The sequence below is a fragment of the Pantoea sp. UBA7232 genome (assembly GCF_002473195.1).
GTDB classification, from domain to species: domain Bacteria; phylum Pseudomonadota; class Gammaproteobacteria; order Enterobacterales; family Enterobacteriaceae; genus Pantoea; species Pantoea eucrina.
Window position 1 is genome coordinate 260,323 of record NZ_DKTK01000009.1, and the last position, 13,899, is coordinate 274,221.

General features: G+C 59.1%; 9 protein-coding genes. 2 read left to right on the forward strand and 7 right to left on the reverse strand.

The window, feature by feature from the left end; translation table 11 throughout:
• Positions 1-50 precede the first annotated feature (50 nt).
• Positions 51-1,319 carry a stationary phase inducible protein CsiE gene (gene csiE, locus B4056_RS11145; RefSeq protein WP_094112080.1) on the forward strand — a complete coding sequence of 423 codons (1,269 nt, stop codon included), beginning with the start codon at positions 51-53 and terminating at the stop codon, positions 1,317-1,319.
• Here csiE and B4056_RS11150 read toward each other — a convergent pair.
• Both B4056_RS11150 and glyA read right to left on the reverse strand, forming a co-directional pair.
• The gene (locus tag B4056_RS11150; RefSeq protein ID WP_071667891.1) at positions 1,301-2,449 is read right to left on the reverse strand and encodes a 3-phenylpropionate MFS transporter; all 1,149 of its coding nucleotides are present in this window, start codon (positions 2,447-2,449) and stop codon (positions 1,301-1,303) included. The two genes, csiE and B4056_RS11150, sit on opposite strands and share 19 nt — an antisense overlap.
• 166 nt (positions 2,450-2,615) lie before the next feature.
• Entirely contained in the window at positions 2,616-3,869 is a 1,254-nt protein-coding gene (gene glyA / locus B4056_RS11155) for a serine hydroxymethyltransferase (RefSeq protein ID WP_039379655.1), read from the reverse strand.
• Between the two features lie 323 nt (positions 3,870-4,192).
• On the opposite strand from glyA, the gene hmpA reads away from it, so the two are divergent.
• Entirely contained in the window at positions 4,193-5,377 is a 1,185-nt protein-coding gene (hmpA, locus tag B4056_RS11160) for an NO-inducible flavohemoprotein (protein ID WP_094112079.1), read from the forward strand.
• A gap of 58 nt (positions 5,378-5,435) precedes the next feature.
• On the opposite strand, the gene glnB is transcribed toward hmpA, so the two are convergent.
• The 5 genes from glnB to purL form a co-directional block, all read right to left on the reverse strand.
• Entirely contained in the window at positions 5,436-5,774 is a 339-nt protein-coding gene (glnB, locus tag B4056_RS11165) for a nitrogen regulatory protein P-II (RefSeq protein WP_007886217.1), read from the reverse strand.
• A gap of 81 nt (positions 5,775-5,855) precedes the next feature.
• Positions 5,856-7,187 carry a two-component system response regulator GlrR gene (gene glrR / locus B4056_RS11170; RefSeq protein ID WP_039379663.1) on the reverse strand — a complete coding sequence of 444 codons (1,332 nt, stop codon included), beginning with the start codon at positions 7,185-7,187 and terminating at the stop codon, positions 5,856-5,858.
• Positions 7,184-7,855: a two-component system QseEF-associated lipoprotein QseG gene (gene qseG / locus B4056_RS11175; protein WP_039379666.1), complete on the reverse strand. Its 672-nt coding sequence runs from the start codon at positions 7,853-7,855 to the stop codon at positions 7,184-7,186. Before qseG ends, glrR begins: the two co-directional genes overlap by 4 nt.
• Positions 7,852-9,282: a sensor histidine kinase gene (locus B4056_RS11180; RefSeq protein ID WP_071667889.1), complete on the reverse strand. Its 1,431-nt coding sequence runs from the start codon at positions 9,280-9,282 to the stop codon at positions 7,852-7,854. The genes qseG and B4056_RS11180 overlap by 4 nt, the downstream gene beginning before the upstream one ends.
• A 575-nt stretch (positions 9,283-9,857) precedes the next feature.
• Positions 9,858-13,748, reverse strand: a complete 3,891-nt coding sequence (gene purL / locus B4056_RS11185; protein WP_288654757.1) for a phosphoribosylformylglycinamidine synthase — start codon at positions 13,746-13,748, stop codon at positions 9,858-9,860.
• Positions 13,749-13,899 lie beyond the last annotated feature (151 nt).

Consider the following 13,899-nt stretch of genomic DNA (forward strand, 5'->3'; position numbering starts at 1 on the left):
GCGATATTGGCTATTCTTAGCTGAAAAATGAGCTGCGGATAAAATACGTGATGAGTTTTGCGCCTGCTACAGCACCGCTCTTCAGCCGTTCCCAGCGACGTTGCCATCTGTTACTGCTGTTATTTCTGCCCGCCCCCGCCCTGACGCTCGATAAACTGTGCCAGCTGAACGGCGTTGATCCTGCGGTTGCCCGTCAGGATATCGCGGATGTGGGCGATGAGATACAGCGCTTTCATCAGCTGGAACTGCATCAGATGGTGGATGGCAGCTTTCGCATTCACGGCACGGAACTGGACAGAAGACTCTGCCTGATCCACTGGCTGCGACGCGCGCTGCGCCTGTCGCAGGCGTTTGTCTGCGACCATTTTGTTCCCGCCCTGCGTCAGCGGCTCAAAGTTTTGCAGATTGAAAAAGCGCTGTGGGATGAGATCAACCTGCAGGCGCTGATCCAGCACTGCAGCCTGCGGCTGATGCGCAATTTCTCTCCCCGCGACCAGCTTTTTCTGCTTATTTTTATGAAGTATGCCCTTTGTCAGCGTCAGGCGGCGCTGTTCAGCGAGCGGCAGCGCAGCTGGCTGGCAGACAAAGCGGAGCGTGCCGCAGCAGACGATGTCATTCACCACTGGCAGAAACGCTGTCATCTGATGCCCGATGCCAGCGAAACCGATTTCTGGACGCTGCTCTTCAGCCTGATTCATGCGCCTGATGCCACCCAGCTGAGTATGCCACAGGCGCACCGGTTGATGAGTGCCACCGAAGCGCTGATTGCGCGTTTTGAACAGCTGGCAAAAACGCGCATCCGCAACCAGCATGAGCTGAAGCTCCAGCTCTATACCCATCTGGCGCAGGCGCTGGACCGCAGCCATTTTTCTATTGGCATCGATAATAGCGTGGCGCTGGATGTGGCGCGGCTCTATCCGCGGCTGATGCGCACCACCGAGCGCGCGCTGTACCATTTCAGCAGCGACTTTGGCACGCAGTTCAGCGCGGAAGAGACCAGCCTGGTGGCGGTGCTGTTTGGTGCCTGGATGATGCAGGAGAGCGCGCTGCAGGAGAAGCAGGTACTGCTGCTCACCGGCGTCGACGCCGCGCTGGAGCAGCTGCTGGAGCAACAGCTGCGCGACATGACGCTGCTGCCGATCAATATAACCTATCAGGATATGCTGCACTTCCAGCGCGAGGGCGCACCGCGCGATGTGGCGCTGGTAGTGACTCCCTATGCTATTTCGCTGCCGCTCTTTTCGCCGCCGCTGATCCATGCAGAACTGCCGTTAAGCGATCATCAGCAGCAGCGTATTCTTCAGCTGCTGGACGCCTGAGCCGCAGGGCGCAGGAACAGCGCCGGCAGCGCCACCAGCGCCATGACCCAGAAGAGATGCCCCTGCAGGTGAGCAAACAGGACACCGCAGATCATGGTCATCACGGCAATTCCGCCCCCCATCGCCAGCGCCGAGTAAAGCGACTGCAGGCGAATCACCTCGGTGCCTTTACGTGCAGCGATAAAGCGCATCGCCGCCAGATGACAGATGGTAAAACTGCCGCAGTGCAAAATCTGTGCGACAACCAGCAGCGGCAGCGCGGTCGTGGCGCCGAGCAGCGTCCAGCGCAGCAACGCGCAGACGCCGGAAAGCAGCAGCAGATCGCGCGCGCTCCAGCGTCTGAACAGACGGTTACTGAGGGCAAAGACTACAATCTCCGCCACCACGCCGAGCGACCACAGATACCCCACCACGGAGGCGGAGTAGCCCGCCTGCTGCCACCAGATGGCACTGAAGCTGTAGTAGGCAGCATGCGCGCCCTGCAGCAGCGTAACGCAGATCATAAAACGCCAGACGCTCTTTTCCCGCAGCAGATCGCGCCACGCCGCCCAGCCGCCGCTGGCGCCCTGTCGCGCCTCACCCTGCGGACGCGTCTGCGGTGGCAGCAGCATCCCGCTCAGCATGGCCACGACGCCCAGACTCAGCAGTAGCAAAACCGCCTGATAAGAGTAAGCGCTGACCAGCATGCCGGTGAGCGCCGAGCTGATGACAAACGCCAGCGATCCCCACAGCCGCACCGGACCGTAGGCCAGCCCAATCTGGCGCGTCCAGGTTGCCGCCAGCGCATCGCTCAGCGGCACCAGCGGAGAGAAAAAGAGATTGAACCCTACCATGACCAGCAGCAGCCAGAGCCACTGGCCGCCGAACCAGAAGCCGAGAGCGAACAGTGCGGTCAGAAGCGCCAGCAGCCGCAGCGCGACAATCAGCTGAGCCGGATTTTTAACCTGTGAAGCGATAAGCAGGCTGCCGGCGAAGCGCGCGACCATGCCACAACCGAGCAGCAGGCCAATTTTTTCCGCATCGAGTCCGCTGCCCTGCAGCCAGACGCTCCAGAAAGGTAAATAGATGCCGTAGCAAAAAAAGTAGGTGAAATAGCTCAGTCCCAGCCATCTGGCTGATGCGATGGTCATGCTCTCTCCTGTGGCGCGCGCCACTGCCTGCGGTTTGGGCGCTACTTTGGCAAAGCACCGGCTAAAAAGAAACCCGCAGAGCGAATCAATCGTGCGCTAAGCAGCGGAAAATACACCAATAAAAAAGGATGGCCGGAGCCATCCTTTTTTCATCCGTTAAAACCTGTCAGGCATAAACGGGCAGACGGGCACAGATATCGAGCACTTTCTGTTTGGTGCGTTCGATGGTGGCCTCGTCATTCACGTTATCCAGCACGTCGGCGATCCAGCCAGCCAGTTCACGCACGTCTGCTTCTTTGAAGCCGCGACGGGTTACCGCTGGTGTACCGATACGCACGCCAGAGGTCACAAACGGGCTTTTCGGATCGTTTGGCACGCTGTTTTTGTTCACGGTGATATTTGCACGTCCCAGAGCGGCATCCGCTTCTTTACCGGTCAGGCCTTTGCTCACCAGATCGATCAGGAACAGATGGTTATACGTACCGCCGGAAACGATGTTGTAACCGCGCTCCAGCAGGACTTCAACCATCGCTTTCGCGTTTTTAGCCACCTGCTGCTGATAGGTTTTGAACTCCGGCTCCATCGCCTCTTTGAAAGCTACAGCTTTACCGGCGATGACGTGCATCAGTGGGCCGCCCTGTCCGCCAGGGAAGACCGCAGAGTTGAGCTTCTTATACAGATCCTCATCTCCGCCCTGCGCCAGAATCAGGCCGCCACGCGGACCCGCCAGCGTTTTATGCGTAGTTGTGGTCACGATATGCGCGTGCGGAACCGGGTTAGGATAGACGTCAGCTGCCACCAGACCTGCCACGTGAGCCATATCCACAAACAGCCAGGCGCCGATGCTGTCAGCGATTTCACGCATTTTTGCCCAGTCGCAGACGCCGGAGTAGGCAGAAAAGCCGCCGATGATCATTTTTGGCTTATGCGTCTGTGCCAGCTCGGCCAGTTCGTCATAGTTGATTTTGCCGGTTTCATCGATGCCGTACGGGATAACGTTGTAGAGTTTTCCGGAAAGATTGACCGGTGAACCGTGGGTCAGGTGACCACCGTGCGCCAGATTCATACCAAGAATGGTATCACCCGGCTGCAGCAGCGCGGTGTAAACAGCGAAGTTTGCCTGCGAACCAGAGTGAGGCTGAACGTTGGCAAAATCTGCACCAAACAGGGCTTTTGCGCGGTCGATCGCCAGCTGCTCAACGATATCAACATATTCACAACCGCCGTAGTAGCGCTTGCCCGGATAGCCTTCCGCGTATTTATTGGTGAGCTGTGAACCTTGCGCCTGCATAACGCGCGGGCTGGTGTAGTTTTCTGAAGCGATCAGTTCAATGTGCTCTTCCTGACGCACTTTCTCCTGCTCCATAGCCTGCCACAAATCGGCATCATAATCGGCAATGTTCATATCACGCTTTAACATCCGCATCTCCTGACTCAGCAACTTTAACGGCAATTTAAGCCCCCGCTTAGGGGCGAAGGCCAACAGTGTAAACGGTTTTGCCAGGGGACGATAGCGCCAGGGCGCTCTTTTTACGCAAACGATTGGCATGCCGCTGGAACGCCTTTTTTACGCTTTAGCTGCACGCAAAAAAAGGGCATGGATTGACGGAAGATCAGCGTAAACCGCCCGGAATGCGTACCCGGCTCGCGCTAAAAGCTGCTGCTGCCGGTTTACAGCCGGACGTGCACGGCATAAGATTCATTTAAAATACATCTTTTAAGTTATCCGCTGAGGAACACACCATGCTTGACGCTCAGACTATCGCGACCATTAAATCTTCCGTGCCCGCTATAGCAAAAATGGGACCCGCTCTTACCGGCTGTTTTTACCACAAACTGCTGAACGATCATCCTGAACTGAAAAACGTGTTTAACATGAACAATCAGCGCAGCGGCGATCAGCGTGAAGCTCTGTTTAATGCGATTTGCGCTTACGCCACCCATCTGGAGGATTTGCCAGCGCTGCTGCCGGCGGTCGAGAAAATTGCGCAGAAGCACGCCAGCCTGAATATCCGGCCTGAACAGTACGATCTGGTAGGCGCCACGCTGCTGGCCACCATGAAGGAGCAGCTCAATCCGGACGAGGAGGTACTTGCGGCCTGGGGCAAAGCATATGCGCTGCTGGCGCAGGTCTTTATTCAGCGTGAAGAAGCTATCTATCAGGCATCTGAGCAGAAGAGTGGTGGCTGGCGCGGCCTGCGTGACTTTCGTATCCGCCGCATTACGCCGGAAAGCAGCGTGATTACCAGTCTGGAGCTGGTTCCCAATGACGGGCAGCCGGTGGCCGATTTTCTGCCGGGACAATACCTGACGCTCAGCCTGCGTCTGACAGAAAACGGGTTTATGCAGCATCGCCAGTATTCGCTGACGCACGCGCCTGACGGCAAAGCCTACCGTATTGCTGTCAAACGTGAAGCGCACGGCACCGTGTCGGGCTGGCTGCACGACTGCGCCCGGGTGGGAAATATTGTGCAGTGCAGCGCGCCGGCGGGTGACGTCGTGCTGCAGACAGAACCAGCGACGCCGGTGACGCTGATCTCAGCGGGCGTCGGTCAGACGCCGATGTTAGCGATGCTCGCGGTGCTGGCGCAGCAACAGCATCCGGCAGCCGTGACCTGGCTGCACGCGGCTGAAAATGGCGCGCAGCACGCCTTTGCGCGGGAAGTTGCCGCGCTGGGTGCCACCCTGCCGCACTTTCGCAGCCACGTCTGGTATCGCCAGCCTGCCAGCGACGATGCCGGCCGGTATGATGCAGAGGGCGTAATGGATCTGGCCTGCGTGTCAGCGGAGCTGAACCAGCCGGACCGCGCGTTCTGGCTGTGCGGGCCGCTGCCGTTTATGCAGTTTGTCGCTCGCCAGCTGCTGGATGCAGGCGTCGATACCGCACGCATTCACTATGAGGTTTTCGGCCCGCACAAGGTGCTGTAATTGCAGCAATAAAAAAGCCTGCGGCAGGCAGGCTTTTACTGTGACACCGGACAGAGTATCAGATTGCCTCTTCATCCTCTTCGCCGGTGCGGATACGCACCACGCGCGCCACGTCAAATACGAAAATTTTACCGTCGCCGATTTTGCCGGTCTGCGCCGTTTTCATGATGGTTTCCACGCAGGTATCGACAATGTCATCCCCGACCACCATCTCGATTTTTACCTTGGGCAGGAAATCGACCATATATTCGGCACCACGATAGAGTTCGGTGTGGCCTTTCTGACGTCCAAACCCTTTGACCTCGCTCACCGTCATCCCGGTGATGCCGACTTCCGCCAGCGCTTCACGCACGTCATCAAGTTTGAATGGTTTAATAATTGCATCGATCTTTTTCATCGCAGATCCCTTTTTCGCTCCCTCCATGACGGACGGATAACAGAAAGTATATATCGCTAACGGCGCCGGTGGCGCGGCTAACTACTCTTTAAAGTCGCTGGCGTCCAGCTCATGACGAGACAGCAGCTTATAGAACTCGGTACGGTTACGTCCAGCAAGACGCGCGGCGTGAGTAACGTTGCCTTTGGTCATCTGCAGCAGCTTGCGCAGATAGTTCAGCTCAAACTGGTTGCGCGCCTCCGCAAAGGTGGGCAGCGCGGTGTTCTCGCCCGACAGCGCCTGCTCTACCAGCGCTTCACCAATCACGGGAGCAACGGTCAGCGCAACGCACTGCTCAATAACGTTAACCAGCTGACGGACGTTACCCGGCCAGCTGGCGCTGACCAGCCGCTTCATTGCACCGGCAGAGAAGCTGCGGACAAATGGCTTGTGGCGCCCGGCGGCCTGACGCAGTAAATGGTTAGCCAGCAGCGGAATATCTTCAGCACGCTCGTGCAGCGCCGGAAGTTTAAGATTCACGACATTGAGCCGGTAGTAGAGATCTTCCCGAAAACTCTTTTTCTCCATCGCTTTTGGCAGGTCGCGATGGGTGGCAGAAAGGATACGTACGTTGATCTCCACATCCCGGTTACTGCCAAGGGGACGCACTTTGCGCTCCTGCAGCACGCGCAGCAGTTTGATCTGCAGCGCCGGAGGCATATCGCCAATCTCATCCAGAAACAGCGTGCCGCCCTCTGCTGCCTGAAATAATCCTTCGCGCGCGCTGACCGCGCCGGTAAATGCGCCCCGCGCGTGGCCAAACAGCTCTGACTCCAGCAGCTGCTCCGGCAGTGCGCCGCAGTTAATGGCGATAAAGGGTTTCGCCGCGCGCGGACTGGCAGCATGAATTGCCTGCGCCAGCACCTCTTTCCCGGTGCCGCTCTGACCGTTAATCAGTATGGAGACGTCCGACTGCGCCACCATGTGCGCCTGCTCCAGCAGCCGCTGCATCAGCGGATTCCGGGTGACAATCGCTTCACGCCACCGGTCGTCACTGATCGGTGCACGCAGCGCCAGCGCCTCATCGATCGCTTTATACAGCGCGTCGCGATCCACGGGTTTGGTGAGAAAGCTGAATACCCCCTGCTGCGTGGCAGAAACCGCATCGGGTATGGAGCCGTGTGCGGTCAGAATAATGACCGGCAGCCCGGCGTGACGCCGCTGAATTTCGCCAAACAGCGCCAGCCCGTCCATCTCATCCATACGCAGATCGCTGATGACCACATCCGCGGGCTCTTTCTGCAGCTGACGCAGCGCCTCAGCCCCGCTGGCGGCGGTAGCGACCTGAAAACCCTCACTGCTGAGACGCATACCGAGCAGCCTGAGCAGGCCCGGGTCATCATCCACCAGCAGTAAACGGGCACGTGCACTCATGGCTGCTCCTCCCGGATTTCGTCCCCGGCGTGCGGGCTGTCGCTGCTGTCCGGCGCTTTACGCGATGAAAGCTGGCGCTCTATGTCAGTCAGCCGCTCCAGTTTACGCTGGGTTTCGTTCAGCGCCTGATGCAGCCGGGCCTGCTGGTGGCGCAGGGCATCCAGTTCGCTATCGTGACTCTGCTGCAGCGCGCTGTAGCGGCTGCGCGCCTCGCTCAGCTCCAGCTGCGCAGCCTGGTTACTGCGCCACAACTGGATCAGCGGACGCACCGTTGCGGGAAAGTCTGCGCTGTAGCTGTCGAGCGTGGCGATATACTGACGGCGCTCAACCGGCGTGACGTTACCGTTCGCCAGCAGAATGCCCTGCTTGAAGGCGCGCGCCCAGCTCTGCACCGGCCAGCGGCGGGCCTCTGCGCGGGCTTCAGCCGCCGAAAACCGTTCGCTGCAGTCAATCGCTCGCTGCCAGTAAAGCGGATTGTTTACCGCCGCTGCGGTTTCAGCAGGCCATACGTTCTGACAGGCGGTAGTAAGGTAGTCCGGCAGCCGGGTATCGGGTTCAGTGACGCTTATATGCTCACGCTGGGGCACCGGCACCGCATGCGGCTGGCAGGCGCTCACGCCGCTTAAAATAAGTACGCTCAGAAGAGCTTGTCTGATAAGGCGTTTCATGGTTCAGGCTTCCTGGCACCGGCGGGTAAAATAATGCGGAAACAGACATCTGCCTCTTTGTGACTGACCAGCTGCAGGTCTCCCTGCATGCGCCGCAGACAATCTTTTGCAATGCTCAGGCCCAGGCCGCTGCCTTTTACGGGCCCCTGCCGCTGCTGGCTGCCCTGGTAGAAAGGTTCGAAGATCATCGCCTGCTCCTCTGGCGGAATCGGAGTACCGCTATTCGCCACATCAATCCACACCCGGTCGCCTTTTTGCCGGCTGTGCAGCCAGATGTTACCGGATTCACGACCATAGTTCACGGCGTTCGAGTAGAGGTTATCGATAACGCGCTCCAGCAGCGTCGCTTCCGCCAGACAGCGGGTGGCCTGCAAATCAACGTGCGTTTTTATTCGCCGGGCGCTGGCAGGCAGCGAGTGCACGCGGGTGACAGCCGCCACGATCGCATCCAGCGCGACCGGCTCCGGAGTAAGCGGCATCTCGTTCAGCTTGCGGTTGTAATCCAGCAGCTGCTCAATCAGGCGCTGCAGATGGCGACTGCTGCTGTCGAGAATAGCGACGATCTCCTGCTGCTCTGCGTTAAGCGGCCCGGCAACGCCATCGGCCAGCAGCTCTGTGCCTTCACGCAGGCTGGCGAGCGGCGTTTTCAGCTCGTGTGAAAGATGACGTAAAAATTCATGTCGCTGTGCCTCCAGCCAGCTTAGCCGTTCGCTAAGCCAGGCAATACGCTGTCCCAGCGAGCGCAGCTCACGCGGTCCGCGAAAGCTGACGTTATTTTCCAGCGACTGCCCTTCCCCCAGCCGGTTGATCATCCGCTCCACGCGCTTTACCGGCCCGATAATCATGCCGGTAAACAGCAGCACCAGCATCAGCGTAACCAGGAACAGGATCAGCGCCTGCCAGCCAAAGAACTGACCGCGCTCGGCGATATCGCGCTGCAGCTGCAGCCCGCGGGAAAACACCACGTCGCGCGTCGCCTGCACCATACGCGCGTTAGCATCAGAAAAGCGCTCCAGCGCAGCGGCACCGGACGCTGAAGGATTACCGTTTTCGCAGGCGGCCGTGGCGAGCTGTGGCAGCGTGCTGCGCAGCAGGGTAAACGTGGGCAGTTCCGGCAGGCTGGCCGCATGGCTGTTCAGCATCTGTCCGTAGCGGGTCCACTGGGTGGTATAGAGTCTGACCAGCGCAGCATCACCGAGTACGCAATATTGACGATAGCTGCGCTCAAGCTCCAGGGCGGTGCGGGCCATCGCCTCGCTGCGCCGCACGTCGGTAAAGGTATTGCGGTTGGTATCTGCCGCCTGATTACTGAGCGCAGAGAGGCTTTCCCACGCCTGCCACGCCAGCACCAGCAGCGGCAGTAGCACCAGTAAAAAGGCCATCAGAACCAGTTGTCGCAGGGATCGGGGAAACGGACGCCATCTCATACTGCCGCGCTCTCGTAAAAAGTGTGCTGCAGGCATGCTAGCTAACTCTGGCGCGCTTAGAAAGCCGGAAATGCAAACGGCAGACCCGAAGGTCTGCCGCTCAGAAAAGGTGGAGCCTAACTCAACGTTACGTCCGGTGCTTGATAACGCTGCAATGCAGACGATTATCGGTCAGGTGGACGGCAGGCTCCGTTTGGTGCGTCATTCAGGGTTCTGTGAGCTCTGCCGTAAATTACGGGGCAATCACAGACAGGCGAATGAGCCACGTCCTGATTATAGCAACTATCGTGCCACTTTTTAAAACTCTTTATTTATCAGAGTGGCGCCATAGTACCGCTGCCTCCGGCAGGTGGCTCTGAGCTGCTGACCATATGAAAGTGTCTCTGCTTAGCGACGCATTTAGCCTGGATTTTTCTGATTAATATAAATCAAAGAGTTAAGTGTCTCCATAAAGAGACAGTGCGGCAGGCGATTTGTCGGAATTGAGCGACAGTCGTCTGCGTCAGATAAAAAAACCGCCCTTTACTGCGGCGGCTTTTTTTTACTGCTTACAGGCACCTGCTGTAAAACGCAGATCAGCCCAGCTGCTTACGCGCATTACGGAAAATGCGCATCCACGGGCTGTCTTCGCCCCACTCTGCCGGATGCCAGGAGTTGGTGACGGTACGGAAGACGCGCTCCGGATGCGGCATCATGATCGTAACGCGACCGCTTTCGTTGGTGACCGCCGTGATACCGTTTGGCGAGCCGTTCGGGTTAGCCGGATAGCTTTCGGTCACTTTACCGAAGTTATCCGTGAAGCGCAGTGCCACCAGGCCTTTTGCTTCCAGCGCCGCCAGATGGGCGCCGTCGCGCACTTCAACAAAGCCTTCACCGTGTGATACCGCAATCGGCATGCGTGAACCTGCCATCCCCTCCAGCAGCAGCGACGGACTGGTCGCCACTTCCACCAGGCTGAAACGCGCTTCAAAGCGCTCAGACTGATTGCGGACAAAACGCGGCCACAGCTCGCTGCCGGGGATCACTTCACGCAGATTTGACATCATCTGGCAGCCGTTGCAGACCCCCAGCGCCAGCGTCTGCGGACGATGGAAGAAGTTTTCAAACTCGTCGCGCACGCGATCGTTAAACAGAATCGATTTTGCCCAGCCTTCGCCGGCACCCAGTACGTCGCCGTAAGAGAAACCGCCGCACGCCACCAGCGCATGGAACTCCTCCAGGCCGCGACGTCCCGCCAGCAGATCGCTCATGTGTACATCCACGGCGGTAAAGCCGGCGCGATGGAACGCTGCTGCCATCTCAACGTGTGAGTTAACGCCCTGCTCACGCAGCACGGCGATGCGCGGGCGCACGCCGGTGGCGATCATCGGCGCAGCCACATCTTCTTCCGGCCGGAAGGTCAGCTGAGCGTTCAGACCCGGATCGCTGTCGTTTTGCTTCGCCTCATGCTCCTGATCGGCACAGGCCGGATTATCACGCAGGCGCTGCATCTGCCAGGTGGTTTCGGCCCACCAGGTACGCAGCGTCGTGCGGCTTTCGCTGTAGACCGGATGCTCGCCGGCGCGGATCACAAAGCGGTCGCCCGGCAGCGCCTTGCCAATCACATGCAGCGCGCTGCGCAGACCGTGGTCAGCAAATACCTTCTCTACCGCTGCCAGATCGGCCGCGTTGATCTGCAGCACCGCGCCCAGCTCTTCGGTGAACAGCGCCGCCAGCGCATCGCTGCCCAGCGCGGCGATATCCGCCTCAATACCGCAGTGGCCGGTAAAGGCCATCTCCGCCAGCGTCACCAGCAGCCCGCCGTCGGAACGGTCGTGGTAAGCCAGCAGCTTCTGTTCGCTGACCAGCGTCTGGATAGCGTTGAAGAAGCCTGCCAGCTGCGCGGCGTCGCGCACGTCAGCCGGCTTATCGCCCAGCTGACGATAGACCTGCGACAGCGCGGTTGCGCCCAGCGTATTGGCACCGTTGCCGAGGTCCACCAGCAGCAGCAGGTTATCCTGCTCCGCCTGCAGCTGCGGCGTTACGGTACGCCGGACATCTTCCACGCGCGCAAACGCGGTGATCACCAGCGAGAGCGGCGACGTCATTTCACGCTCTTCATTGCCCTGCTGCCAGCGGGTTTTCATCGACATTGAGTCTTTGCCGACCGGGATAGTGATCCCCAGCGCCGGGCAGAGTTCTTCGCCAACGGCTTTGACCGCTTCGTAAAGGCCGGCATCCTCACCCGGATGTCCGGCTGCTGCCATCCAGTTCGCAGAAAGCTTCACGCGCTTCAGCGAACCAATCGCGGTAGCGGCCAGGTTAGTGAGCGCTTCGCCTACCGCCAGACGCCCGGAGGCGGCAAAATCAAGCAGCGCGACCGGGGCGCGTTCGCCCAGGGCGAAAGCTTCGCCGTGATAGCTGTCGAGGCTGGCCGTGGTCACGGCGCAGTTTGCCACCGGGATCTGCCACGGTCCCACCATCTGATCGCGCGCCACCATGCCGGTCACGGAACGGTCGCCGATGGAGATAAGAAACGTTTTCTCAGCCACCGCAGGCAGATGCAGCACGCGGTTAACCGCATCCGCAACCGTGATGCCGTTACGCTGCAGCGCTTCGCCTTTTGCCTGCTGCCGCGTGACGTCGCGCGTCATTTTTGGCGTTTTGCCCAGCAGAACATCCAGTGGCATGTCGATAGGCTTGTTGTCAAAATGGCTGTCGCTCAGCGAGAGGTGCTGCTCTTCAGTCGCCTCGCCAATCACCGCATACGGGGCGCGCTCGCGCTGGCACAGCTCATCAAACAGCGCCAGCTTCTCTGGCGCAACGGCCAGCACATAGCGCTCCTGCGACTCGTTACACCACACTTCCAGCGGGCTCATGCCCGGCTCATCGCTGAGAATGTCGCGCAGGTTGAAGTTACCGCCGCGTCCGCCATCGCTGACCAGCTCAGGCATGGCGTTAGAGAGACCGCCTGCGCCGACGTCGTGAATAAACAGAATCGGGTTGGCTTCGCCCAGCTGCCAGCAGCGGTCAATCACTTCCTGACAGCGGCGCTCCATTTCCGGGTTGTCGCGCTGCACTGAGGCAAAATCGAGGTCGGCATCGGACTGACCGGAGGCCATGGATGACGCAGCACCGCCGCCGAGGCCGATATTCATCGCCGGCCCGCCCAGCACAATCAGTTTGGCCCCCACGACGATCTCGCCTTTCTGCACGTGATCGGCACGAATATTGCCAATCCCGCCTGCCAGCATGATCGGCTTATGGTAGCCACGCAGTTCAACGCCGTTGTGGCTGTTAACCTGCTCTTCATAGGTGCGGAAGTAACCGTTCAGCGCCGGACGGCCAAATTCATTGTTAAACGCCGCGCCGCCCAGCGGGCCTTCGGTCATGATATCCAGTGCGGTAACAATACGATCCGGCTTGCCGAAATCCTCTTCCCACGGCTGCTCAAAGCCCGGAATACGCAGATTGGAAACGGAAAAGCCGGTCAGACCCGCTTTCGGTTTGGCGCCACGCCCGGTTGCGCCTTCATCGCGGATTTCGCCACCTGAACCGGTAGCGGCACCCGGCCAGGGAGAGATAGCGGTTGGATGGTTATGCGTCTCTACCTTCATCAGGATATGCGCGGCTTCCTGATGAAAAGCGTACTCGCCCTGCTGCGCATCAGCGTAGAAGCGGCCAACTTCCGAACCTTCCATCACGGCAGCGTTATCTTTATAGGCTGACAGCACGTGATCGGGATGCTGCTCAAACGTATTTTTGATCATCTTAAACAGCGATTTCGGCTGTTTTTCGCCATCGATGATCCAGTCAGCGTTGAAAATTTTGTGGCGACAGTGCTCTGAGTTCGCCTGCGCAAACATATAGAGTTCAATGTCGTTGGGGTTGCGACCCAGACGGGTGAAGGCATCCAGCAGGTAATCTATTTCATCATCCGCCAGCGCCAGGCCCAGCGTGCTATTCGCCTGCTCCAGCGCCTGACGTCCGGTTCCCAGCACGTCAACGCTCTGCAGCGGCTGCGGCGCGTGATGAGCAAACAGCTGCTCTGCCGCCTGCAGATCGCTGAATACGCACTCCATCATGCGATCGTGCAGCAGGCCAGCCAGTTGCTGCCACTGCGCTTCTGTCAGCTGCGGCGCCTGAACATAGAACGCCAGGCCGCGCTCCAGGCGCTTAACCTGCGGCAGATCGCAGTTGTGAGCAATGTCCGTGGCTTTCGATGACCAGGGAGAGATAGTGCCGGGGCGCGGCGTGACCAGCAGCAGACGCCCTTGAGGCGCATGTTCAGCGAGAGAAGGGCCATATTTCAGCAGACGCTGCAGGCGGGCGTGTTCATCCGCGCTGAGCGGTGCGGCAACATCAGCAAAATGGACATACTCGGCGTAAATATCACTCACCGGCAGATGAGCGTTCTGAAAGCGGGTCAGCAGTTTGTTTACACGAAAAGCTGACAGAGCGGGCGAACCACGCAGAATTTCCATCATTAAAGATCTCTCGTCTTCGAAGCGCCGGGCGACGCTTCCTTGGGCGCAACAGGGAAAACGGGCGGTATTATAGAGAAAGCGCGCGGGTAACGAAACCGTTTGCGCAGAAAAACTGCCATACGGGATTTGCCTGAATTTTGCGCAAAACTTG